Origin of the sequence: Gracilimonas tropica DSM 19535 (genome assembly GCF_000375425.1) — a bacterium.
Lineage (GTDB): Bacteria > Bacteroidota > Rhodothermia > Balneolales > Balneolaceae > Gracilimonas > Gracilimonas tropica.
The window spans coordinates 25,570-49,708 of sequence record NZ_AQXG01000005.1; the positions used below are offsets into that span (position 1 = coordinate 25,570).

General features: G+C 42.1%; 21 protein-coding genes. 8 read left to right on the forward strand and 13 right to left on the reverse strand.

The window, feature by feature from the left end:
• The first annotated feature begins 54 nt into the window (after positions 1-54).
• Together B151_RS19530 and B151_RS0109645 are read left to right on the forward strand one after the other, a co-directional pair.
• A complete protein-coding gene (locus B151_RS19530) occupies positions 55-612 on the forward strand; it encodes a DUF4398 domain-containing protein (protein ID WP_051069739.1) in 558 nt (185 codons plus the stop codon).
• Positions 609-1,490, forward strand: coding sequence for an OmpA family protein (locus B151_RS0109645; protein ID WP_020403421.1), 882 nt, complete (start codon positions 609-611; stop codon positions 1,488-1,490). The genes B151_RS19530 and B151_RS0109645 overlap by 4 nt, the downstream gene beginning before the upstream one ends.
• A gap of 132 nt (positions 1,491-1,622) precedes the next feature.
• Here the strand turns inward: B151_RS0109645 and B151_RS0109650 are convergent, their stop codons facing one another.
• On the reverse strand, positions 1,623-2,741 hold the full coding sequence (locus B151_RS0109650) for a BF3164 family lipoprotein (RefSeq protein WP_020403422.1): 1,119 nt from the start codon (positions 2,739-2,741) through the stop codon (positions 1,623-1,625).
• 824 nt (positions 2,742-3,565) lie between these two features.
• On the opposite strand from B151_RS0109650, the gene B151_RS18410 reads away from it, so the two are divergent.
• From B151_RS18410 to B151_RS0109680, 4 genes are all read left to right on the forward strand, one after another.
• A complete protein-coding gene (locus tag B151_RS18410; RefSeq protein WP_020403424.1) occupies positions 3,566-4,180 on the forward strand; it encodes an ATP-binding cassette domain-containing protein in 615 nt (204 codons plus the stop codon).
• A 585-nt stretch (positions 4,181-4,765) separates the two neighbouring features.
• A complete protein-coding gene (locus tag B151_RS0109670) occupies positions 4,766-5,335 on the forward strand; it encodes an RNA polymerase sigma factor (protein WP_026166601.1) in 570 nt (189 codons plus the stop codon).
• A complete protein-coding gene (locus tag B151_RS0109675; protein ID WP_020403427.1) occupies positions 5,328-6,005 on the forward strand; it encodes an anti-sigma factor family protein in 678 nt (225 codons plus the stop codon). Before B151_RS0109670 ends, B151_RS0109675 begins: the two co-directional genes overlap by 8 nt.
• 15 nt (positions 6,006-6,020) lie before the next feature.
• Positions 6,021-7,244: a hypothetical protein gene (locus tag B151_RS0109680; protein WP_020403428.1), complete on the forward strand. Its 1,224-nt coding sequence runs from the start codon at positions 6,021-6,023 to the stop codon at positions 7,242-7,244.
• Between the two features lie 169 nt (positions 7,245-7,413).
• Here the strand turns inward: B151_RS0109680 and aat are convergent, their stop codons facing one another.
• The 5 genes from aat to B151_RS0109705 all read right to left on the reverse strand — a co-directional run bounded on the left by aat (position 7,414) and on the right by B151_RS0109705 (position 13,236).
• Positions 7,414-7,998: a leucyl/phenylalanyl-tRNA--protein transferase gene (gene aat, locus B151_RS0109685; RefSeq protein WP_020403429.1), complete on the reverse strand. Its 585-nt coding sequence runs from the start codon at positions 7,996-7,998 to the stop codon at positions 7,414-7,416.
• A 96-nt stretch (positions 7,999-8,094) separates the two neighbouring features.
• On the reverse strand, positions 8,095-10,506 hold the full coding sequence (locus B151_RS0109690) for a zinc-dependent metalloprotease (protein WP_026166602.1): 2,412 nt from the start codon (positions 10,504-10,506) through the stop codon (positions 8,095-8,097).
• A gap of 171 nt (positions 10,507-10,677) precedes the next feature.
• The gene (locus tag B151_RS0109695; protein WP_020403431.1) at positions 10,678-12,024 is read right to left on the reverse strand and encodes an alanine/glycine:cation symporter family protein; all 1,347 of its coding nucleotides are present in this window, start codon (positions 12,022-12,024) and stop codon (positions 10,678-10,680) included.
• Positions 12,025-12,115: 91 nt separating this feature from the next.
• On the reverse strand, positions 12,116-12,562 hold the full coding sequence (locus tag B151_RS0109700) for a DinB family protein (RefSeq protein ID WP_020403432.1): 447 nt from the start codon (positions 12,560-12,562) through the stop codon (positions 12,116-12,118).
• On the reverse strand, positions 12,562-13,236 hold the full coding sequence (locus tag B151_RS0109705) for a MarC family NAAT transporter (RefSeq protein WP_020403433.1): 675 nt from the start codon (positions 13,234-13,236) through the stop codon (positions 12,562-12,564). Before B151_RS0109705 ends, B151_RS0109700 begins: the two co-directional genes overlap by 1 nt.
• A 114-nt stretch (positions 13,237-13,350) precedes the next feature.
• Here B151_RS0109705 and B151_RS0109710 point away from each other — a divergent pair, with 114 nt between their 5' ends.
• On the forward strand, positions 13,351-13,821 hold the full coding sequence (locus B151_RS0109710) for a GAF domain-containing protein (RefSeq protein ID WP_020403434.1): 471 nt from the start codon (positions 13,351-13,353) through the stop codon (positions 13,819-13,821).
• A 20-nt stretch (positions 13,822-13,841) separates the two neighbouring features.
• Here the strand turns inward: B151_RS0109710 and B151_RS0109715 are convergent, their stop codons facing one another.
• The 3 genes from B151_RS0109715 to B151_RS0109725 form a co-directional block, all read right to left on the reverse strand.
• The gene (locus B151_RS0109715) at positions 13,842-14,282 is read right to left on the reverse strand and encodes a hypothetical protein (RefSeq protein WP_020403435.1); all 441 of its coding nucleotides are present in this window, start codon (positions 14,280-14,282) and stop codon (positions 13,842-13,844) included.
• Positions 14,283-14,407: 125 nt separating this feature from the next.
• Complete coding sequence (locus B151_RS0109720) at positions 14,408-15,403, reverse strand: hypothetical protein (RefSeq protein WP_020403436.1); 996 nt, start codon at positions 15,401-15,403, stop codon at positions 14,408-14,410.
• Positions 15,404-15,431: 28 nt separating this feature from the next.
• Complete coding sequence (locus B151_RS0109725; protein ID WP_157470873.1) at positions 15,432-16,127, reverse strand: hypothetical protein; 696 nt, start codon at positions 16,125-16,127, stop codon at positions 15,432-15,434.
• 227 nt (positions 16,128-16,354) lie between these two features.
• Here B151_RS0109725 and B151_RS0109730 point away from each other — a divergent pair, with 227 nt between their 5' ends.
• Positions 16,355-17,419, forward strand: a complete 1,065-nt coding sequence (locus B151_RS0109730) for a DNA methyltransferase (RefSeq protein WP_020403438.1) — start codon at positions 16,355-16,357, stop codon at positions 17,417-17,419.
• Here B151_RS0109730 and B151_RS0109735 read toward each other — a convergent pair.
• The 4 genes from B151_RS0109735 to uvrA form a co-directional block, all read right to left on the reverse strand.
• Positions 17,408-18,301 carry a hypothetical protein gene (locus tag B151_RS0109735; RefSeq protein WP_020403439.1) on the reverse strand — a complete coding sequence of 298 codons (894 nt, stop codon included), beginning with the start codon at positions 18,299-18,301 and terminating at the stop codon, positions 17,408-17,410. The two genes, B151_RS0109730 and B151_RS0109735, sit on opposite strands and share 12 nt — an antisense overlap.
• Before the next feature lie 64 nt (positions 18,302-18,365).
• Entirely contained in the window at positions 18,366-19,124 is a 759-nt protein-coding gene (locus tag B151_RS0109740) for an ABC transporter ATP-binding protein (protein ID WP_020403440.1), read from the reverse strand.
• The gene (locus B151_RS0109745; protein ID WP_245550390.1) at positions 19,109-20,638 is read right to left on the reverse strand and encodes a hypothetical protein; all 1,530 of its coding nucleotides are present in this window, start codon (positions 20,636-20,638) and stop codon (positions 19,109-19,111) included. Before B151_RS0109745 ends, B151_RS0109740 begins: the two co-directional genes overlap by 16 nt.
• Positions 20,639-20,962: 324 nt before the next feature.
• The gene (uvrA, locus tag B151_RS0109750) at positions 20,963-23,776 is read right to left on the reverse strand and encodes an excinuclease ABC subunit UvrA (protein WP_020403442.1); all 2,814 of its coding nucleotides are present in this window, start codon (positions 23,774-23,776) and stop codon (positions 20,963-20,965) included.
• Between the last annotated feature and the right edge of the window lie 363 nt (positions 23,777-24,139).

The window sequence follows — 24,139 nt, forward strand, 5'->3', positions numbered from 1 at the left end:
GACAAATGCGCTCTTTTTGGTCATTTCGCGGCGTTTGGGCCAAAGTTTATTGAGGTGAAATTCGGGCCAACAGCAACAAATCCATCTTTCCGTTTCCCAAAGTATGAGCTTGATGCCGTATCGATGAGAAACGGGGTGATGGATGGAGATGAATTCGACCTTGGTGTCCTTACAGGGAACAATATGTTGGCTTTTGAATTTAAGACTACACTGAAATCATCCACAAAGTATCCGATTATGAGAAATCTGTTACTATTTACATTAGCACTATTTATTACCGCTGGTTGCGCAAGCACCAAACCTCCTAATGACAAACTAACCCAGGTAGAAGCCTCCATTCAGCAAGCTGAACAAGTTGGAGCTGAAGACTATGCTCCCCTGGAGATCAGAGAGGCTCGCAAAAAACTCGCAGAAGCTCGGGAGCAAGTTCAAAAAGAAGAGTATGAAAAAGCTAAACGCACGGCTGATCGCGCGATGGTGGATGCGGAGCTTGCCCAAATGAAATCATTGTCCAGTAAAGCACAAAAAGCCGTTAAAGAATTACGGGAAAGTATTCGGGTGCTGCAGGAAGAAATTCAGAATAATTTAGATAAGTCGGAGATCTCGTCATGAATATTTTTACGAAGAATAGCCTTCTGATTGGAATTATCACGAGCATTCTTGTTGTAGGGTGTGGAGGCCCTCCTCAAAACAATCCTTTATTGACCAATGCCGAACAAGCTTATCAAAAAGCGGAAAAAGACTCGATGGTAGTACTGAAAGCGCCTGTGGCCCTTAAGGAAGCCGAAGAAGCGCTGGAGCAAAGTCAGCAGATCTGGAAAGAAAAAGGAGATGAAGATTTGGTTGAACATTATGCATATATCGCCCAGCAAAAAACAAAGATCGCGCAAGAAACTGCAAAATTGAATGCAGCACAGGATGCGGTTGAACGTGCTGAAGCTGAACGAAAACAAGTATTACTTGAAGCTCGAAGAGCCGATGCCATTGCAGCTGAACGTCGGGCAGAGAACGCTATGAGTCAACTTGAGCAAGAGCGCAAAGAAGCTGAACGCGCTCGAAAAGAAGCCTCCGAGTTGGCTGATCGCCTTTCTGAAATGGAAGCCCGGCAAAGTGAACGGGGCATGGTATTAACTCTCAGTGATGTACTGTTTGATTTTGACAGCTCGAACTTAAAATCCGGAGCTAATCGCGTGGTTAGTGAATTGGCAAACTTCCTGCGGGAGTACCCCGATCGTACCGTTCAGATTGAAGGCTTTACAGATAGCGTAGGCTCGGCCGAATACAATAAAGATCTTTCTCAGCGCCGGGCAGATGCTTTGCAGCAAGCATTGATTCAGGCCGGAATTGCAGGCAACAGAATCAAAACCATTGGGTATGGAGAAGAATACCCTGTAGCTACCAATATGAATGAAGCCGGCAGACAGCAGAATCGCCGGGTAGAAATCATTATTTCAGACAAAAATGGAGTTGTTTCGCAGCGTACGGAATAGCTCTTGCACGCGAAGATAGAGAAGGCGGAAGATTGATCACTTCCGCCTTTTTTTGTTTTGGATATTTTTGACTCTTGCTGATTTTTGAAGTTTTTTAGCTTTTATAGATTATTTTAACAGATTACGCCAAAGTCAGTTACAATTTAGATCATATTTGTTCAACTTGAGTGCAACTGGGTCGTGTGAATAAGATCTAGTACCTATCATTATACTATCATTTAACATTTCGTATAAAATAGGTAGCCCTTTTACCTCTTCCGAAAAGGGTTTGTAATTCAATAAATAATGTAATTTACCGGAATTATCCATAGCGTAATTGGTGATTCCTTGATCTCTTCCTCCCCAATATAGCGTTGTTCCAAAACAGGAATCATTTATCATATAGAAATCTGTGAAGACTTTATATATGGGCCTAGAATTCGTGCTCTTATTTTCTCTACTCTTATCTTTGGATACTATTGCATTCAGTCTATTACTTATGTTGGAGCTAGCAAGAATCTTGTCGATCATAATATTTCCCGCAAAGTCGTATTTTTGAAACCTTGGAGTATTTAAATACAATACATTAATTGAATTATTATGAAACAATACTTTTGTTTGGTTCATTATTTTCGTGTTCATAAAGTCAGTCTCATTTCTACCTGAAAAAAGAGGGTTCGGATAATTTGTAACTTTACCTATATCTTTTAGATGCTCCCCATAAATGTTGTAGATTTTAAATAAAGGAGATTTGGGTGAAGGGTTGTTTAGAGCTATAAAATTTCTGTCATAAGCAAATATCCTTGCAAAATTGAGGTTTCCTTCTTGAATTATAAATTCATTTATCAGAAAACCATTTTTTCTAAAAATGCTTACTTTAGACAAGGATTTATCAAGTATGACTATATTATTGTCTTTATCAATGCTAAAACTACTTGGTGAAATAAATTCACCAGGACCTTGTCCAGCTCGACCAATTGACTTTAAATATGTTCCAGAGTCGTCAAATATTTGTAAAGACCTGCTCCCTTGGTTTAATATGTAAAAATTATTGTCAGAATCGGATTCGGTTTCCGAACCTCTAAATATTGCTGGGCTGTTGGGCATCAAATCATATACATGATGATATTTTATTTCTTTAATTTTTAAACTGTCATTAGACCTTATTGCGCCATTTGATCTAGTAAAATAATAGGAATCGAATTCTTTTTTACAGCCAAAGAATAAAACAAAAGCAATAATAAAAAGAATCCAATTCCTGTGATAATTCATGATATTACGCAGGGTTACAGTCTAATACTTGAGAGTCTTCTAACATTTCGGCATCGTCATGACATGAACATACAGCCCACAGCCCTCCAACTTCTCCATCTGAACAATTACAGTGACCTCCTGCCATTTCACATGTCACCCCTTCTCCATCTGGACAATATCCAGTGCACTCAGCAAAGGCATATGCATTATTAATATTTACAGATAAGGCTATAACTACTGATAAAGCCATTATACCAGTAAAATAGAATATTATATCAAATAAACTGATATAGTAAAAACAAAGATGAATAATATAAGTTTGCTATATTTCAATAGTCTGCTTTTTAGTTTTTATAACAAAAGATACTTGAAGTAAAAATGTTACATTTTTTTTCTCGTTCCCAACTATCAGGTCCCAATACCAAAAAAACATGGGGTAAATAACCGCCAAATAACACGGAGTGAAACGCAGATGATACTGATTAAGTGGATGATCGCGGAGAAGAAGTATTAATCAATCTGCCACGATTTCTGGAATATTTTCCTATAATACCGCATGAAAATTGTAGCTTATAAGATCTTATTAAAAAAATACCTTTTTGTGGATTTTGGAGTTCTACTATTATTGATCACAATTCCTTTTTTTTCAAACCCGGATTCGAATTCCTCAAACATACAGCGAGCAATTTTTTATAGCGGGTTCATTACCCCGGTGATTACCTATCTCGAAATTAAGAAAAGTCACCAGCTCCCCTTTTTTAATAATTTGAATGTTTCACTGTTCCCCACTTACTCAGTATTACTCTTGCTAAAAATCTTGATTTCTTTAAGTCTTGCAATCTATGTCTGAATTGATCTTAGATAGCATATTCTTTCATTACCCTGAACTCGAGGTACTTCGAGGAGTGTATCTTGAAGTAAAGAAAGCTGAAGTTACTTGTCTGGTGGGAAGGAATGGGACCGGAAAGAGCACATTGTTTAAAATTGCTGCCGGGCAACTTCAGGCCAACAGCGGACTTACTATTATTAATGAGAAAAGACTTTACAAAACATCAAAAAAAGAGCGGTTTGAATATCTTGCTTACCTTCCCCAGAAACCACTCTTACCTCGTTCTCTGCCAATAAAAGACCTCATTGAAAACAAGGCTATACAAGAAGATGATTTTTTGCAGCAGGTATCCAGAAACAAGATCAGAAATCTATCGACTGGCGAGTGTCGGTATGTTGAATTTAAATTTGTGCTTGGCTTAAATAGGGATTTTTTAATGCTCGACGAACCCTTCACAGGATTAGCTCCGGTAATGATAGAAAAGATGATCCATGATCTTCAAAAAGCAAAGAAAAGTGGTAAAGGCATTCTAATCTCCGACCATTATATGAGATACATCGTAGAAGTTGGAGACTCTTTTCATCTGCTGGAGAATGGGCAGATCAAGCCAATACCATCAAAGTCATAATACAGAACCTACTTTCTCAATCTTTTTTCTTAGATCGATTTTTTCTCTTTTGATCTGAGCCTGGCTTATTGATAAATATTGGTTCCCGCCAGTCATTGACTTTGTGTTTTAACATCATATAGTATACCACCAAGAATAGAAGTGGGATAAACAAAAGGATATTAGCTAAATAAAACACTGGCTTTATCAGATAAATGATCACGATTGGTACTACAAATATCACACAAAAACCCATTAGCCAACCATAACGCTTTAGCTTAAATAGTGACCACAAAATAATTGGGGTAGCAAATATAGCCAGAATAATACCTCCCCTCGCCAAGGAATCCGGGAATAGGTACGCTGGCGTTGGAGCTACATCCCCCATTTTAAAGTTGAGATATTTTTCCAACCTATCTAAGTGCCGATTGTATTTAAACTTAAGCGCCATACCACAAACTACTAATAGCACTGACCTTAACAAAATGAAACAAAAGTTATCGCTTTCAGCCACTTCTAAATTGTTATTCCAGTCAAAAAAATTTAAAACTATATCCTATTCTCCCTCGTCTTACCTTCAGAATGAACACGGGACAGAACGACGACATGGAAGACGCACAACTGGTACAGGATTTTCGTGGTGGAAATCACCAGGCTTTTAATACGCTGGTTTCACGATGGCAAGATCGCATCCATCATTTTGCGTACCGATTTTTTGCGAGTTCCGATGACGCCGCCGAGATCACCCAAAAGACCTTCATCAAAGCCTACCATAAACTGGATACGCTGGATGATGTGGAAAAATTTGGCTCGTGGCTGTACACCATCGCCAATAACCTTTGTCTCGATGAATTGAAACGCGTGGGCCGAAAAAGAGCTACTTCCTACGAAGCGCTCAAAACAGCCCCGCAAACTGAAACCGCCACTTCCGCTGATGGACAAATCCTGCGCAACGAAGGACTCGTGCTTTTGCATAAAGCGCTCCTTCAGTTGCCGGTTGACCAACGCGTGGTGGTGATCATGAAAGAATATGAAGGACTGAAATTTCGGGAAATCGCCGAGATTTTAGACGAATCTGAAAACACAATAAAGTCAAGATTGTATTACGGGTTGAGCTCCCTCAAAAAGACGTTCGACTCCTGGAATATCAACAAAGAGGTGTTTGATTATGAATAAAGAAACCGCCCGATCGCTCTTCATGGATTACCTGTATGATGAACTGGAGCCCGGTCAACGAAAAGAATTAGAACAATTTTTAGCCAACCATCCTGATCTGCAAAAAGAACTGGAAGAGCTTGGAGATGTACGAAGCATGCTGCAGCATCTTCCGGTACAAGATCCCGCCGAACAATTGGTAATAGTGGAACCCGATAAATCCGGATTTCAGGATTGGTGGAATGAATTTATTAATAGCTGGATTCCGCAAAGCAAGATCGTCCGCGCCGGTTTTACGATGGCATCGCTGCTCATTTTATTTGTGATGCTGGGCGCATTCACCCAACTGAATATTTCCATCAATGACAATGGCTTTCAGTTAGCTTTTGGTGAACCAAAGGAACCGGTTCAACAAGGATATACCACCGAGCAAGTAGAATATTTGCTAGAGCAAGTCCGGCAGGAAAATGCAGCAATGGTGGCCGAAGCGGTTCAAGCCGTACAAGAAAACCAGGATCAGAAACTGGAGCAAACGCTCGTGAATTTCGCGGATTACATAGAGCAGCAAAGACGAAACGACCTGCAAATGATCAGCTCCGGGCTCAACGACATGGAAGAAACATACTACACCCGATTCAGGCAGACCGATCAGGTTTTAGGCGACCTCATACAAACCGTAAGCCGAAATTAATTTTAGGAACCTATTATGAAAACACTGAAGAACACCTTATTAATTGGGTTGGTTATGCTTTTGCTATCTCCCCTTTCCCAAGCCCAGGATTTTGATACGGACCGCATGAACCGAGATATCAAGATCATGGAACGGGTTTTAGATGATATCTTTAAGACAAATGCACCCTCCAAGATCCGGGAACGATCTTTTCAGGTATTTGCACCAGGTACCTCATCCTCCAGAACAACAGGCACGTACATTCCCGGGTATGGCGTGATCTTTAAGATTCCCGCTATCACAAGTTCAGCCTTCACTACTATCCGGATAAATAATATTGAGGATGATACTGAACTCACCTTTTACTACGATGATGAAGAAGGCGAGGCCAAAGAAGTCACGGAAGAAACGATCACAAACCGCATAATTGAGTTTTTGCAGGACTATGCTGTTAATATTGGTCAGCTTAAACCAAGTGAAAATATTAAGGTTGTCTATGGCATGAAAGGTAACTCCAACCAGGCGCAAGCTTTTATTATCTCCCAGCTAAGAGATGATGAGAAAGAACGCGTTGAAAAGAAGCCAATCCCAAGAGTATCTGTAATTACCAAAAAGAAAGACCTGGATGATTATCGACTTCAAAAAATTTCTTCCGGGCAGTTCAGTAACCGTCTTACTATCCAAGAACCGGAATCACCGGAAATTTTAGACTTGAAAGTGATGTCTAACATCTTTCAAACGGCATTTGAAAGTGAACATAAACTTGCACTCATAAACAAAGATCCTTCAGAAGCGTTTCGGTTGATGGGCGATGTTGCTTACGAAAAACTGGAAGGTTTTGGCGTCATATTCTCCTTTAATGCCCGCTACGCTGATAATTCAAGAGCCACCTATTTTGAACTGCGAGAAATAGGATTTCCAGAACCTGGTGATTCCGTTCAAGAGCTGCGTGTAATGAGTGATTCTGCCAGAAAACAAGCCATCATTGATAGAACCAAAAAGGTTGAAGATCGAGCTACAGGTGCTTACAACGAATTTAAAGACCAACTTCGTCAATACCTGGTTGACTATGGTCGTACACTGAGATCTGTTGAATCCGATAAAGCCATTCTGGTTTCTGTGGATATTACATCTTTAAGTGTACAGTCTTTGCCTGATCGTTTAGACCTGAAAATTAGTAAGTCTACCCTTGAAGATTTTGATGCCGGAAAAATTTCACGGGAGGAAGCCATAAATGCTGTAACCCTCACCGAATACTAAAGTGTAACTAATATCCTATCCAATTAGCCGCTTCGGACATGGGTTGAAACTTCATCGATCCAACCTCCGGGGCGGCTTTTTTTGTTTTGGGGTGATGGTTTTTGGGTGTTACGATGTTATGAGATGCTCAGGCAAAACCATAACACCGTAACACCATCGCACTGTAACACTATAGAATAAACTCACAGTCCTTCTTTAAAGCCTCATCCAGTATTTGGTCGTATTCTTCAGCTTCAATTTCAATGCAACCAAACTGAGCCAGGTGTTCGGTGTAGAATTGGGTATCCCAGAGCAGAAAGCTATTCTTTTGCAGGATCTCGTGGCAATAATACAGCGCTACTTTATCCGCCCACTTTTCTTTTTTAAACATGCTTTCTCCGAAAAAGGCGGCTTTTAATTTCACCCCGTACAAACCACCAACCAGTTTTCCTTCCCTATAGCATTCCACACTGCACGCATTTCCATGCTGATGGAGAACATCGTAAGAGTTGATGATAAGATCATTGATCCAGGTCGAATCCCGGTTCGCACATTGCTTGACGACTTCCCGAAAGTTGGAGTTCACTTTTACCTCAAACCGCTTTTGACGAATAATTCTAGCCAGATTTTCCGACGTATGAAATTTTCCGATGGGAATGATGCCTCGTTTCCGGGCGGTGTACCAGTTTACATCCTCAGCATTTTTGTGCTCGGCCATCGGAAAAATTCCCTGGGCGTAAGCTTCGAGTAAATTTTCTGGCGGAAGAATACGCATAGCTAAAGTTAGTGCGATGGTGCTTTAGTGTTGCGGTGTTATGGTATGCTTTGGCAACAACCATAACACCGTAACACATTCGCTCTGTAACACTTTTTAAAATTCACAATAAAACATCCCGCCGCTTCCAATTGGAGATCCCGGAGGGGGCGCCGGAGCGTCTTCAGTTTCAAAATCTTCAGGATCAGTCAAAAACTTCCCGATCGTGTAAACTGCATAGCGACTATCCGCATCATCTTTACCAGATAGTTTCGATTGCAGGTCCGTCAGTTTTTTATGGGTGATGGCTTTGGTCAACGGGTTTGCATCTCGGTCAGCGGCCAGCTCGATCATGTTTTTCAGAACTACATGATTGACCACACGCTGAACCGATCCTAAATAACCATTCGGTACTTTCTTATCCCAACTGGCTTTGATGAGTTCATTCAACACATTTTCCAAACTCAGGTTATTATCACGAGCGCCATATTCTACCAGACGATTGGCGCGTTCTGCATTAAGAATTAAACTTACGGGAATATCGGCCGCCGTTTCTGCGATACCTAATGCATCCAAAGCCGGACCGGTATTCCCATTAAACAACTCTCGCGAATAGCCTAATGCTGAGGGGCGCGGCGGAATCAAGTCCAACAGGTTTTCTGGAACTGCAAGTACTTCCGGATCGATCGCCTTCAACATTTCACTCAACGCTTTCTGTTGGGTTGATTTCGCTACGACCTTCGGCGCAGGTAAGTTATCGCCCTTCAAATTATAACTGTAATCCAGTCCACCAATGAGCTTCACAGTTCCTTCTAATTGATAGCGGTGGAAAAAATACATGGGCACCAGCACATCTTCCAACTCCGCCATAGCTTTACCGGATTTGAGATTCGCTTTTCCAAAATTCTCCAACGCTTTTTTTCTGATGTCCAAAATCGTCGATAATTGAGAGGCGGGGTCTGCTCCAAAATCCCAAAGGTGAGCATCAGGGTGGGCGCCGCTCTGGGGTCGAGCATCTGCATCGGAAATGTATTTTAGTCCGGATGCATATGCAGATTCTAAAATTTCATCGAGTGCTTCTTCTTCATTCGTTTCTTCAGGAAAGTCCTGATACCCATATGTCACGGCCACTTTATCCCATTCTCCAATGCCTACATCGTATGGATTTGAAAGATCGATCTCGCCATCCACCAACTTTGGTTGCGGGTGTGGGTAATCCATTACCGAAGCATCACCAATCGTACTTGCCGCAAAGTTGTGGGCAATTCCTAACGTGTGCCCTACTTCGTGTGCCGAAAGCTGACGAATACGAGCCAGGGCCATCTCCTGCATAGTTATATTTTCTGCAGATTCATCTCCGTAAGGAGCCAACAATCCAACTGCGATCAGATAATCTTGTCGAACGCGGAGTGAACCGAGAGACACATGTCCTTTAATAATCTCCCCGGTGCGTGGATCAGTAACCGAAGAACCATACGACCATCCCCGTGTTGAGCGATGCACCCATTGAATCACATTATATCTGACATCCAGCGGATGCGCATTTTCGGGGAGTACCTTCACGATAAACGCATTTTTAAAGCCGGCTGCTTCAAACGCTTGATTCCACCAGCGAGCGCCATCCAGCAAGGCACTTCTCACCGGCTCCGGGGTTCCATTATCCAAGTAATACACGATCGGTTCTACCGGCTCGCTCATTTCCGCTTCGGGATTCTTCTTTTCCAGACGATGACGTGCAATAAACCGCTTGGTCAGGTCTTCACTAATCGGCGTTCCATAATCCTGATATGAGATACCAAAATACCCGGCTCTTGGATCCATTTTTCGGGGCTCGAAGTTATCATCGGGAAGCTCAACAAACGAATGGTGCTGCCGAACGGTAAGTGCCTCGGGAGTCGGGACTACGGAACGCACATATCCGCCCGGATTGCTTCCTGCAAAGGTTAATGTGGCTTCAAATTCTGTGTTTTTGGGGAAGTTGATCGTTCCCTCTTTATACAAAGCAGAGCGACTTTTATCTAAACTATAGGAGCCCTGATTAGATCGCTGTAAGGTATTAGAAACACCATGTGCGTCCCGAAGCAGAAAGTCTGTTAGGTCGATCAATACTTTACCATCTTCTTCGGCGGCCACTTCAAAACCGGCAATCACGGAAGAAGCAAAAGCTTCCCGGACTGATTTCTTTTCCAATTCATTATCGGTTTCTGCGCGATAGCTGTAATTGGGTTGAACCATTAGAATTTTAGGTCCGCGCCGTTCAAAATACACCACACGGGTGTCGCCCAATTGACCTCGATCCAGCCCGATATCATTGGAACCCACCCCGGCCGTCAGTGAATTCACATACAAAAATTCGGTATCAAGCTTGTCGACTTCCAGCCATAGCTGATCTTTGGAGGCATCATAGTAATAATCGAAATAACCTTCGGTTTTGGTGAGCCCGTCTGTTTTTTCGGAGATGGATGGGAGTTGGGCTGCGGCTTGCATCGAAACAAAAGCCATCAGCAGAAATAGTATCGCTCTTTTCATAATGTAGAAGTTGCCCCGAATACTCGGGATGAATGTTGGATTAAGAATGCGGTTCCTAATATGCGAAAGTAGAAGCGATAAGAAAAGCAAGAACCACAGAGAACACGGAGATTGGAAAGCGTAGTTTGTAAAAATTATTATCTCTCCGCGCCACTCTGAGAGCCCGGTATTTTAATGCTTGTATTCTTTGAATTCTCCGGCTTTTAATCTCTTGAAGTAATCCTTGGAGGCAGCCCGCACTTTTGGTGAAAGCAAGAGTGCTGAAATCATGGTTGGTACGGCCATTAGTGCAAACATGCCATCAATGAGGTTGATCACAGCATCCAGTGAAGCTACGGCTCCAAATATAATGGAGAATACATAAAAGTAATTGTAGAGGTGTTGCTTATCTGCTCCGATTAAAAAACCCAGACACTTTGATCCATAATAAGAATAGGAAAGCATGGAGCTTACACTAAAAGTAAATACTGAGATCATCAACAAATAGGTTCCGAAAGTAGGCAGAGCTTCATTGAAGGCATTCAAGGTGAGCGTAACTCCGTTGGCTTCAGTGGTTTGCCATACGCCGGTTACCAAAATTGCGAGGGCGGTCATCGTACATACAATGAGTGTATCAATGGCAGGTTCCATCATAGCCACCAATCCTTCTCGTACGGGTTCTTTGGTTTTAGAGGCTCCGTGCGCCAGCGACTCGGTTCCAATACCTGCCTCATTCGAAAAGGCTGCACGTTGCACCCCTATAATGATCAGCTGTCCAACAGCCCCACCCATTACGGCTTTTCCTGTAAAGGCGTCACTAACGATCAATCCTAAATAATACGGCACATCAGTGATATGCACAGCCAAAATAAATAGCACTGAGACGAAATAGATCACAACCATGGCGGGCACCAGCTTCGAGGCTACTTTCCCGATCTTAGTGATACCTCCAAAGATTACCAGCGATACCAATCCTACCAACACAATTCCGGTGATCAGGTTTCCGGTAAAAGCAGCATCCGCCTCCACCCATCCGTTTGGGATGTATATAAAATCTCTTAAAATCTGAACGAGCTGATTGGTTTGAAATATGGGTAACGGTCCAAATAAACCGGCCATAGCAAACAAATAGGCCAAAGGTATCCATTTGCTGCTGAGTCCTTCGCGAATCACATACATCGGTCCGCCCTGAATCTTGCCTTCGGTGTCTTCACCGCGATACATAATAGACAAGGTACAGGTAAAGAATTTGGTTGCCATTCCTACAATGGCACTCATCCACATCCAGAACAAAGCGCCGGGACCTCCCATAAAAATTGCCACAGCAACCCCACTGATATTTCCCATTCCTACCGTTGAAGCGAGCGCAGTAGAAAGTGCCTCAAAGTGATTGATGTCGCCGGGGTCATCCGGATTGTCATACTTTCCCCGTACCAGGTCAATGGCGTGAAAGAAAAATTTAAAAGGAGTGAAACCGGAGTAGATCAGAAACCAAAGTCCGCCCCCCACCAACAAAATGACGAGTGGGTATCCCCACATAAATGAGGAAAAAGCTGCAAGAAATTCTTCGAGTAGTGCCAGGGTATTGTCCGTTAATTGCGATTAAGCGTTGAAACTAACCAACGGAAGCCTAATTTTCTAATGTGCGAAGAAAAAAGATGAAATCAGTTACCGGAGGGGTTACACCAGATTGCCTTAACAAACTGGCAATCTGAGCCCGGTGATGCTGCCCGTGAATGACCACATGCATCAAAATTTCCTGCACAGAATTTTGGAATGAATCCCCTTTTGAGTTTTGATATTGAATGACTTCATCCTTTTTGGAGATTAACTGCCAGAGCAATTCCAGATTTTCATTCAGCAGCTTTTCCATTTCTTTTACGGAAAGATCCGGCCAAATTTCGGGCGGGGTTGGTTGTTCCTGGATTCGGTTCACCCAAACACGCTGAGCTGTCAACAAATGGCTGAATAATCGCTCTGTTTCTTTTTGTTCTTCTGAAGAAGGCAGCTTTTTCAGCGCTTCAAAAATTCGGTCATTTGCCCACTTATCGTATTCAAAAAGCTGTTTAAAATCCATTATCCAATGCCGTAAAACTTAGAAATGCCATTGATCACAAACTGTACTCCAATAGCCAACACAATAAATCCCATCATTCGGGTGATCACAGACATCCCGGAACTCCCAATATATTTCACCAACTTGGGAGATACACGTAAAATCAGGTAAGCTAAAAATGCGGTGGCAAGAACTGCTGCGCCATTAACTATATAATCTGTAACGCCTTGCGCCTCAGATCCAAAACCAATCACCACCGCAATACTTCCCGGTCCTGAAAGCAGGGGCATGGCTAACGGACTGAAGGATACATCCTCTTTTTCTTTTGCGGCTTCCTGATCTTTTTTGGTAAGCTTTTTTCCACCGTTTTGGGGACTTAACATAGAGAAACCCGAGCGCACGATCACCAATCCCCCTGCAATTTGTATTCCCGGAAGGCTGATTCCAAAAAAGCTGAGGATGTACGTTCCAATGAGCAAAAAGATGATCAACACAAAGAACATGTAGGTACTCGCCTTTCTGGCCGTGCGAATTTTCTCGCTGTCAGTGTGATCTTCCATCAACGAAAGATAGATCGGCATGGCTGCAAATGGATTCACCACCGAAAACAAAGATGAAAAGCTGGCGGCGAAAAGCCCAAGAGCACTCATAAATAAAGTTGAAAAGGGAATGATGTCGTTAAAAAATTCTTCCATAGCGCTTCAAAGATACACAGCTTTAGGGGAATTTTAATAAGATGTTTTTACTTAAAACAAAGCGTAACTTTAAGACACATTATTTTCAGATTACACGCACTAAATTCTATTGATATGAGCTCTGTTGGAACAATTGCAGATCAAATTATTTCAGAAACCAAAACCATTCTTAAAAAGGATATTACCCGCGATGAAAAACTGTTTTCTATCTGCGAGCTTTTGGCTGATGAAGTGGATACGTTCGATTGGGTAGGATTTTATTTCACAGATCCTGATGGAAAAAAGGAACTTGTACTCGGACCTTTTGTGGGTGAACCGACAGATCATACACGTATTCCGTTTGGGCGGGGCATTTGCGGACAAGTTGCCGTGAGCCACAAAACTTTCGTTTCGCAGAATGTGCATGAAGAGGATAATTACATCGCTTGCAGCATGGATGTGCAATCTGAGATCGTGGTTCCTATCATGAAAAATGGCGAGTTTGTGGCCCAGATCGATATCGACTCCAACACCAGGGATTCTATCACAGGGGAGCAGCGAAAACTACTTGAAGAAATCGCCCTATTGCTTGAGTCAGAGTTCTAAGATTTTGCCTGTTGCTGTTATTAGCTTGGCAGTAGAGCAAAAGGTTCCTGACGCTCGCCAGGAATCTCATCTAAGGTAAAGATCGCAATACCTTTCATTCTAAATTTTTGAACCGATCCTTCTTTCAGTCCGGAGTCTTCCATCACTAAAATTCCATTTCCGCCCAAGACCAGCGCTTCAGCCTTGAGTTTTGAAATTAAAGCTTCTTTATCAGCTTGATCTCCCGTTGCTTCAACTTCAACAGATACGGTTGCAAGTTCAAGATACTCTCCTTTAATATCATCGGTTTTATCATACACCGAGATATTTGATCCATTTTCCGGCAATACGGTAAACACATCCGATTGAGCCAGGTCACGAACATAGGTAGTTGAGGAATGGTTTACGGTTTTCACACATGCCGATAATAACATTCCGGTTCCAATAACAGTACTTATAAAAAGGGTTTTAAAGTGTTTCATCTCTCTGCTCCCATTGGTTAATTAATTTGAGAACAGCTCTACGCTAAATTATCAGATCAGTTGCGAGTAAAGACTCTTTTTTATGAAGCCGGTTCGTAAAATTTTGTTTACGATCACGAACTTTCTCATTTCTCCGAAAGCACATCCGGGCATTTAAAATCCTTCACCGTCCGGATATCATACATTTCATTGGCATACAAATTTCTGTCATAGTCGAGCTTTACCCATTCATGATACCAGTTTTGTCTCACCCATCCTTTTAACATTAAATAGTACAGATTTGATGCTCCCTCAACATCAACAAATGCTTGTAACCCGGATGATGTCAGCAGCTCCGCAAGTTTGTTCTGAAGCTGCCAGGTTTCTAAACTATCGCAGCGCACAAACTTCACGCCATTAGTAACGCCTTGAAAAGTACTTGTTGGCCTTGGTTCCTTAAACCATTCACTTATTCTTTCAGCCTCTCTCGAAAGCTGAAGTATTCTATTTGACAGCGTATCGTTTGCGTACGTATGCGGATTCTTGTGATCATATTCCCGGTAGTAATTTCCTAATCGCATTTGGGTAAATACTTGCCAGTTTTTCGACTTCTCATTTTCCTCCATAGAATTCCCTGGCTCATTTTTTGATCCCGGTATTTGCCAGAAATCCACACTCTCAAAGCGTTGATATACGTTTTCCCAGTCCAGCTTCTCTTTAAATTCCGGAATACAATATCCGTATCCCCCCGTCTCATGAAAAGAAGTACAAACCCCCTCCAAAATTTGCATCATCCTGGGTTGAAGATATACGGTTTCGTGATCTGTCCGCACCGTATCGCGCGGCCAATACAGAATGGCGGCCCCCTCAACATTTTTTCGATTTTTTGTGATCTTGAAGATATGACTGGGGTAAAGATCCGAGATCAGCCAAAGCCTGAGCTCCTCGTATTTATCCTTTTGTTTAAGATCTGACCTAGTATCATCCCAGCCGGCATCTCTCACAATTTCTTCCGGAAACTCATCAGATTCTGCCGGTGCTGATTCTATTTCCAGATCCACATAATCCGTTCCTGTTAGCTTGTGCGTTGTATTACACCCAACCAGCAGCAACCCCAAAACTATAATTATACCCCTTACCATTATTCCGTGAAAACGAATATTTGTTTAGTTACTTAGAAAGTATCGCTAAATCTGAAATATGTAGATTGATACTATGATTTACCCTCAATCCAAAAATACCATCATTTTGCATTCCTTCTGCTGAAATGGAAGAAACTTCTTCCCCATTGATCCTAAATGAGACTCGGCCTTCTTGCACCGAAACTTCAAGAGCATTCATAACAGAAGAAGTTTCCGGATCATCATAAACCACGACGGCTTCAGAAGGAGTCCATTCTTTTATCATTTCCGTGGTATCTCCCACTCTCTTTTTGATCAAAAAGTCACCGGTATTTCGAATCAAAAAGTAGTAGTAGAATTGGTCTGCAGAGTCCAGGTCTCTGCCTCCCCAAAATAAACCAAAGGCTTCCCGGTTTCTCTCGCCGGGATCGAATAGATGAAGGTCTGCCTTGATAGTAAAATCCCCTGCTGCGGTGTTAGCAGGATGATAAAAGATCCCGGCCGGACCAGTGGTTATGTGCCAGCCCGGCGTCATATTCACAAAATAGATATCCGCAGAATCAGGGTCCGAGCCAATTACTACCTCATCAGAAGGCCGGTCCAGGCGAACGTTCCAGCCTTCAGGTACTTCTAAATTTTCTCCCTGTGGCTGATTGGCATTCGGCCGGTCTTGCCCCATCACTGAATGAAACAGCCCAAACGCGATAATAAGAGTTCCTACGAAACGAATTGATACCTTCATCATTTGCCCCATTTTAAGCGTTGTATTTCGGCTATTATACAATAATTGAAGCAAAGGGAGAAATTAAGCCCTTCCATTTTTCATGTTCCCCTCACATTTAATTACTTAATTGAAACCTTTCCTTAAAAACACTCTTTTATAATTTTTTGCTTATCTCTTTTTTCCTTGATCTTTAACCCTCAAAGTAGTAGAATGTGTAAGGTTGTTTAAGGTTAACAAATGTATAAATTATGAGTGAATATTTAAGTATCAGTGAAGCTGCAGAAAAATTAGGGGTTAGTAAAGAAACTCTTCGGAGATGGGATAAAAGTGGAAAATTTAAAAGTCACCGTCACCCAATTAACAATTACAGGGTTTATACAGTAACGCAAATTAAAAATCTAGTCAATGAAGTTGAAACTGAATATATAACAACTCTTCCAAAAAGAGAGCTTCCAGATCCTTTTTTTGAAACTAATTTTGGAAAATTATACAATATTGATTGTAACATCTTATTTGAAAGTCTGAAGCCTAATTCTGTAGACCTGATTTTTGCAGATCCTCCTTATAATATAAAAAAAGCTGAATGGGACACTTTCTCATCTCAAAAAGAATACGTTGAATGGTCAATGGAGTGGATTGAAAAAGCAGAGAGTGTTCTGAAAGAAAATGGTTCTATCTACATTTGTGGATTTTCTGAAATTCTAGCTGACATAAAATGGAGTGCATCAAAACTTTTTAAAGGTTGCAAATGGCTGGTCTGGTTTTATAGAAATAAGGCGAACCTGGGAAAAGACTGGGGGCGTTCGCATGAAAGTATCTTACACTTCAGAAAATCTAAAAATTTCAAATTCGATCAAGATCCCATTAGAATCCCCTATAATAAACACACTCTAAAATATCCTAAAAGAAAACAAGCTGATTCTTCTCAGTATTCAAACGGTAATGGAAAAAAATATGTGTGGGAGCCCCATCCTTTAGGAGCTAAGCCCAAGGACGTAATTGAAATACCAACTCTTTCAAATGGTTCTTGGGAACGGTATGATCATGAAACACAAAAACCTGTGGAACTCCTAAAAAGAATTATACTTTCGTCTTCAGAAGAAGATGATTTAGTTTTAGATCCATTTGGCGGCTCGGGAACAACCTTTGCTGTTGCAGAGGCTTTAAACAGGAAATGGATCGGCTCTGAGTTAAAAAAAGAATATTGTAATATTATTAAATCTCGTGTTTCCGATAATGAGCATATTTCACGAATCAGAAACGGGGATGATGACAAAGATGCCCGACAAAGACGACTTGAGTTAAGAGGCTAATAGTTGCCAAACATGCTTTGTGAGTAATTCAGAAAATTGATGTAAATGTCTGCTATGTGGTTCTTTCTCTGCTTGAGGGGGTGAATCCAAATAATAGACACCTTCCAACTCAGTTAAAAAATTAGTGTAAACCATAAATGTACCAGAGACAAGTGTAAAAGAAACATTGTTGGATTTCTTTCTTTGAACATCATTTAAGAAAATGCCTATCACTTTTACGCTATGCCCAACAAATTTAGTTAGTAACATTTTATCAATAAAAATTTTTCCCATCCTATCCTTTGATGAAGTTTTCACAGAAACTACAATCTCATTTTCATCAATATTTGTAGATGAAGATCTTATTTTTTTATAGGGTGATAAAATCAAATCGTTCTCACATTTATACGTTTTTGTCTTTCCCTCTTGCTCATAAGGAATCTTCAAAACAACTTTTTTATTAGTAATTCCAATTTCTGTGAAAATACACTTCATCAATTCTTCTAGCCTATTCCCTATGTGCTTTCTTGCACTATTAGCATTAATAAGCAAATCCATACCACAGCCCAGTGATTGCTGAATTGTATATAAAACAGAGTCTATTTCCTCTAAAGAAGATTTACTAAAATCATTCTCAGTGCGATTTTTCTTCAGTAAAGCTACTGATTGCATGAAGCTCTTGTATTTTTCTTCAAATTCAGATGGATCACTTATAAAAAGCTTTTCATTGATAGGCCTTAAAAATTTTGTACTTCCCGCACTTGTTGATTTATGGATTACATAATGGTCTTTCCTTTTAGATTCTGAAATCACATTTGGCATATAGGATAGAACGCGTTTAGCCGTATCAAAAAATTCATCAATATTCTTCTTCCCTTTTTTTAAATCACTAGCTAAGTCCAATTTCTCTATAAATTTTTCAACTGGTTGATAGTTAGCTCCAATTATAACTCATAAAATTATTTAATCACAACCAATCCACAATATCATCTTTGCGCTCCACATCCACATATTTTTCGAAGATCTCATGCAAATTGGAATCTCGCTGCAGCTCTTTTCGGCTTATGGAATCGAGGTAAGCCTTGATGTATCCGTTGTGCAAAATGGCAATATCATCACACAGATTTTCAACCACTTCCAGGATGTGGCTGGTGACAATAATGGTAACACCCCGTTGTTTTAAGCGCCGGATAATGGTCTTCATCCGCTCAATGGAAATCACATCTACCGCCTCAAAAGGTTCATCAAGCAGAAGCAGTTTAGGCTGAACCAGGACGGAAGTCACAAAAGCCAGCTTTTTTCGGCTACCGGCTGAGAGCTTGTTGACCTTGATCTTTGCATAGTCTTTGATGTCGAAATAATCCATGAGCGAGTATGCCTTTTCGATCAGGCCCTCCTTTTCTACTTCATAGATCTCGCAAACATACTCTATAAACTCAAGGCTGCTGAACTGCTCAAATAAAAGCGGCGGCTGTAAAACCGATGAAATAAGTTTTTTGATCTCAAGCTCATTTTCAGGAGCCAGCTTCATTCCGTGTATCTTTACTTCCCCTTTTTCAAAACTCAGTAATCCCGTGAGTACCCCGATAAGCGTACTCTTGCCTGCTCCATTGGGGCCTATCAATCCAAAAATGTTACCCGGCGGAATATCCAGCTCAAGGTTCCTTAGTACCGGCTCTTCTTCGTAACTCTTAACCAGGTTTCTGATCTCTACAGCTCGTTCCATAATCTCATTAATACGCGGTTTTTAAAAAGGTTTACCAACACATCCATATGCTGCCACAGGTATACTCCCATGATCACAATTACTGTGCCCATGATGGTGAGCCGATACCATTCCAACCCGTTTAAAGGAACAAATACAAAATATCCCATCGTAAAGATCAGGAATGAGATCGCGAATGTTACTTTCTGAGGGATGATAGGGTGCTTATAACTAAATGAAGAATAGCTCGCTTTTTTATACTGAAAGTAAGAACTCCACACAAACAGCAGCATGAACATGAGGAAGAAAAACGTATTGGCTACAAAAATTTCAAGGGCTGAACCGATCTCCGGTATCACCAATAATTCGAAGATCGTGATCAAATAAAACACCAGCAGTGGCAAGATGATAACCCCCAGAAACCGTTCTTTCAATTGCTTCTCAAGCCCGATGGGAAATTGCAAGTGAAGCAGAAATTCCCGGTTCTCATAGCCATACATATTAGCCATCCCCATAGCCAATAAAGCAACCGGAATTCCGGCCAGAATTGTAGGGATCAAAATAGTTTGGGCGATCTCATACTCCACATTCATTAGCAGCGGCACATACACAATAGGGATAATGGTTAGCGTAAGTACTTGCAGGCGGTTGTACGGATGCTTCATCACGTAGTAATAATATTTACCGGCATTTCTGCCAAGTACCTTTCGCAGAAATCTCCACAAACCACCCTGCTCTTCTTCGGCTTTTTTAAGCCCGGGATTCAACAGCCCTTCTTTGGTTTTGTTAAAGTGATCAATCACCAGTAACCCTACCAAAATGGATGAGAAAAGGAATATGATTCCCGCATTCATCCATCCGTAATGTACCGTTACGGTTTGAATGAGCATTCCGCCCGGTAGCCACGAAAGAAACTCATTCACTGTTTCAACCTGGGGAATGAGCTCGGCAAAAATCCGGCTCGAATTAGATGCAAAGAGCGATACAAACTGAAACAACACAAAAACGAGAATCAGAAAGCCAACTACCACCGCTATAAATCGTTTTTCAACGACACGAATGAATCGGTTTTTGATGGAATATATCAATACGTAATTCAGCGCCACTGCTGAAATAGCTACGGGAATCTGGAAGGCATAATCCACTTGAATCAACAGAAAAATCAGCCACGTGAAGTTGTAGATAATATTGACCGGGTGACAGAAGCCAATAATGGTCAAATATTTAGCAAGACGTTTAAGTGGAAATCCGAAACCAAGCAGTTTTCGGTTTTCCTCTATGTTCATGAGCCGCATGTTGGTAAAAGAAAAATGCATCACCCAAAAAGCATTCCCAAAAACCATCAAAATGAACGTATAAATATCCGGAGTAAGCCAGGGAAGCTCCATTGTCATCCACGGATTGCTGTCCATCATCACAACCACAATGGCGGTTCCGGCAAGATTTACCAGCATGATCCCCAAAAACATGATATACCCAATAGTCAACAATAGCTGAAAACGGTTCAGGTTGGAGATAAAAATTCTCCAGTTCAATGTGAGCAGCCGGTAGAACAAACGATCTGATTTAAGTGATTAATTGATTAATTGAAAGCGTGATTAAGTACTATTTACAAGCCGGTAAACGCCTTAAGCGATATAGTATTGAGGAGGAACCAAAAATCCCAATTAGGTTTAAATATTTTAGACTGTATTATTCTTTCTCCAGAAATGTACATTCGAGATAAAATAGCTCTTGGTTTTCCACCTTACAGAGGTTAGATCATTCAATGACAAATTCAATATTAGAGATTACCTCGAATCCAGATTAAAAACATTAGCAACACACTCTATCACTTCATTCCTTGACTACGCTATCACTTAATCACTCAAATAATCCTTCAAAAAACGGCCGGTGTGACTCTCCTCATTTTTCATAATGTCCTCAGGAGTTCCTTCACCGATCACGGTTCCTCCCCCAAATCCACCTTCGGGACCCAGATCAATTACCCAATCCGCACATTTTATGATATCAAGATTGTGTTCGATAATGATCACTGAATGACCCTGATTCACCAGTTCGTTAAAAGAATCCAGAAGTTTGGCTACGTCTTCGAAATGGAGGCCGGTCGTTGGCTCATCAAAGAAATAGAGCGTGTGGTCGGTAGATGTTTTTGACAGAAATTTCGCCAGTTTCACGCGCTGAGCTTCCCCACCGGAAAGGGTTGTTGCACTTTGGCCGAGTTGCAGATATCCGAGTCCCACATCTTCCAATGGCTGTAATTTATTGACGATGGCCGTCTCATCCACAAAAAACTCGATGGCTTCTGATACCGGCATTTCCAACACATTGTGTATGTTCTTTCCACGGTATTTCACATTCAGTACATCCTTGCGAAAACGGGTTCCGTTACACACTTCACACGTCAGTTCTATATCCGCCATAAACTGCATTTCGATGCGCTGCACGCCTTCTCCCTGACATTCCTCACATCGCCCCCCCGGCACGTTGAACGAAAAATGTCCCGGAGTGTAACCCATAATTTTTGCTTGCTTGGTATTGGCAAAGAGATCACGGATACCATCAAAGGCTTTGGTGTAGGTGGCAGGGTTGGAGCGCGAAGATCTCCCAATCGGACTTTGATCCACCATTTCTACGGAGTGAACCGATCCCATTCCCGACAGATCTGAATGCCGGCCGACTTTATCACTGTACGAACCAATGTGTTTTTGAATGCCGGCATACAACGTATCATGTACCAAGGTCGATTTTCCCGAGCCGGATACGCCGGTCACCACCGTCATCATTCCAAGCGGAAAATCCACATCGATATTCTTAAGGTTATGCTCCGATGCACCGGTCAGTGAGATCGACTTCCCGTTTCCTTTCCTTCTTTTTTGAGGAACCGGGATTTCTTTGCGGCCGCTCAGGAATTTCCCGGTTAATGTATCAGCTTTCTCCAGTTTATCAACCGGTCCCTGAAAAACCACTTCGCCGCCATGCGTTCCGGCAAATGGACCAATATCGATCACGTTATCCGCCGCTTTGATCATTTCGGGGTCGTGTTCTACCACCAATACGGTGTTTCCAATATCACGCAGCGATTCCAGAATAGAGATTAATCTGTCATTGTCCCGGGGATGCAGGCCAATAGTTGGCTCATCCAGCACATACAAACTCCCGATGAGCGAACTTCCCAATGCATTCGCCAGGCTAATTCGTTGCGACTCTCCGCCACTCAGTGTATTCGCAAGCCGATCCAGCGTTAGATAATCCAGCCCAACCTCATCCAAATATTTAAGCCGCTTGCGGATCTCATATAAAATTTGTCCGGCCACATCCTGCTCGAAACCGGAAAGCTCCAGGTCATCAAAAAAATCACGGGCATGGCCGATCGTAAGCTCCGAAACCTCCCCGATATGCAATCCTCCGACTTTCACATACAGTGCATCTTTGCGAACCCGATAACCCTCGCAATCCGGGCATCGACTGTAGCCACGATACCGGGAATACAGCACCCGCATGTGCACTTTGTACGACTGGTTTTTGATCTCCTCAAAAAACTTCCAGATCCCGATATATTCATCCTTTCCCTTCCAAATGATATCCTTTACTTCTTTGGGAAGATCGGCATACGGGGTATCTATCGAATATTTTTCGCGCGCGCAAACCTTGATCAGGTCTTTCAGGTGCATGCTGAATTTTTGGGAATCAAAGGGAGCGATGGCTCCGTTCCGGATGGTTTTTTGGTGATCCGGAATCACGAGATCTTCATCAATACCGGCTACTTTCCCGAAACCTTCGCATTTATCACAGGCTCCAAATGGATTGTTAAAGGAAAACATCTGCGGGGTTGGTTCATGAAATTCCATCCCGTCCATTTCAAACCGCTCGCTGAACGCCAGCTCCTCCCCATTCCTCATCTTGATGGAGCACCGGCCGTTGCCTTCCTGAAATGCTGTTTCCAGGGAATCGGCAATACGCGTTCGGGTGGCTTCATCATCCTTCAACACCAGGCGATCGATCAAAACGCGGTGTTTGTCTGCTTTAAATTTTTTGGGATTGATGTCATCCGTAGTCAGATCTACCGTGCTTTCATCATCTACATTCAGCAGGCGCGTGAGCCCTTTTTCCTTCAGGACTTTCAACTCTTCTTCCAGCTTCTTTTTTTCGTGCTGCGGAATGGGATGAAGGACATAAAATCGCTCCCCTTCCTCCTGTGTTTCAAACAACTTCGCTATTGCCGTCCGCGGAGAATCTTTTTTGACCTGCTCACCGGAAATGGGTGAAATGGTTTTTCCAATACGGGCAAATAGCAAGCGGACATAATCGTAAATCTCTGTGGTAGTACCAACGGTAGAACGGGGATTGTTGGACGTCGTTTTTTGCTGAATGGCCATCGCCGGCGAAATTCCCTGCATGAAATCTACATCCGGCTTATCCATGCGTTCCAAAAATTGACGGGCGTAACTCGAAAGACTTTCCACATAACGGCGTTGACCTTCTGCGTAAATGGTATCAAACGCGAGGCTCGATTTTCCCGATCCGGACACGCCGGTCACTACGGTGATCTTACCTCGGGGAATCTCGACGTCCACATTCTTCAAATTGTGGGTTCGAGCCCCCTTCACAATAATAGGGCGTTCCTCTTCTTGTTTTTTTGCTTCTTCTGTGGCCGTTTTTGTTGTGGGCATGATTCGTTCAGTCCTGATTTTTTCGAACCCTGAATATAACAATTTAGCGCCGGTAAACCGACATCAGGCCACAACAAAAATTTTGTCGGAAGCTATCCCCGGATTGTTACTATTCAGGAAATGCATTTTGAACTTTGGCCACAATCCTCTCTCTTCCCGAATTATCGGGATAGCGAAGCTAAATTCGGTCTCTCTTACCTCATCGGCAAGCAGGTTCCAAAGAGAGATAGGTTCTTGGCTAAAAATACAATTTTGCATCATATCCAAAATGTTGCCAGCAAAGAACTTATGTCCCTTTGGAGGGACAAGAAGAATGAGCCCGCTCATTACTTCTGGGGAGGACAGTCAAAACTCCATTGCACA

What these genes read in the sequence shown, in the direction of transcription:
- B151_RS0109650 (WP_020403422.1), bottom strand. Translation starts at nt 2,741, where the DNA reads ATGAATTATCACAGGAATTGGATTCTTTTTATTATTGCTTTTGTTTTA.
- B151_RS0109670 (WP_026166601.1), top strand. Translation starts at nt 4,766, where the DNA reads ATGGAAGACGCACAACTGGTACAGGATTTTCGTGGTGGAAATCACCAG.
- B151_RS0109700 (WP_020403432.1), bottom strand. Translation starts at nt 12,562, where the DNA reads ATGGATTTTAAACAGCTTTTTGAATACGATAAGTGGGCAAATGACCGA.
- B151_RS0109740 (WP_020403440.1), bottom strand. Translation starts at nt 19,124, where the DNA reads ATGGAACGAGCTGTAGAGATCAGAAACCTGGTTAAGAGTTACGAAGAA.
- B151_RS0109680 (WP_020403428.1), top strand. Translation starts at nt 6,021, where the DNA reads ATGAAAACACTGAAGAACACCTTATTAATTGGGTTGGTTATGCTTTTG.
- B151_RS0109730 (WP_020403438.1), top strand. Translation starts at nt 16,355, where the DNA reads ATGAGTGAATATTTAAGTATCAGTGAAGCTGCAGAAAAATTAGGGGTT.
- B151_RS18410 (WP_020403424.1), top strand. Translation starts at nt 3,566, where the DNA reads ATGTCTGAATTGATCTTAGATAGCATATTCTTTCATTACCCTGAACTC.
- B151_RS0109720 (WP_020403436.1), bottom strand. Translation starts at nt 15,403, where the DNA reads ATGGTAAGGGGTATAATTATAGTTTTGGGGTTGCTGCTGGTTGGGTGT.
- B151_RS0109715 (WP_020403435.1), bottom strand. Translation starts at nt 14,282, where the DNA reads ATGAAACACTTTAAAACCCTTTTTATAAGTACTGTTATTGGAACCGGA.
- B151_RS0109710 (WP_020403434.1), top strand. Translation starts at nt 13,351, where the DNA reads ATGAGCTCTGTTGGAACAATTGCAGATCAAATTATTTCAGAAACCAAA.
- aat (WP_020403429.1), bottom strand. Translation starts at nt 7,998, where the DNA reads ATGCGTATTCTTCCGCCAGAAAATTTACTCGAAGCTTACGCCCAGGGA.
- B151_RS0109675 (WP_020403427.1), top strand. Translation starts at nt 5,328, where the DNA reads ATGAATAAAGAAACCGCCCGATCGCTCTTCATGGATTACCTGTATGAT.
- B151_RS0109690 (WP_026166602.1), bottom strand. Translation starts at nt 10,506, where the DNA reads ATGAAAAGAGCGATACTATTTCTGCTGATGGCTTTTGTTTCGATGCAA.
- B151_RS0109705 (WP_020403433.1), bottom strand. Translation starts at nt 13,236, where the DNA reads ATGGAAGAATTTTTTAACGACATCATTCCCTTTTCAACTTTATTTATG.
- B151_RS0109645 (WP_020403421.1), top strand. Translation starts at nt 609, where the DNA reads ATGAATATTTTTACGAAGAATAGCCTTCTGATTGGAATTATCACGAGC.
- B151_RS0109725 (WP_157470873.1), bottom strand. Translation starts at nt 16,127, where the DNA reads ATGATGAAGGTATCAATTCGTTTCGTAGGAACTCTTATTATCGCGTTT.
- B151_RS0109695 (WP_020403431.1), bottom strand. Translation starts at nt 12,024, where the DNA reads ATGTGGGGATACCCACTCGTCATTTTGTTGGTGGGGGGCGGACTTTGG.
- uvrA (WP_020403442.1), bottom strand. Translation starts at nt 23,776, where the DNA reads ATGCCCACAACAAAAACGGCCACAGAAGAAGCAAAAAAACAAGAAGAG.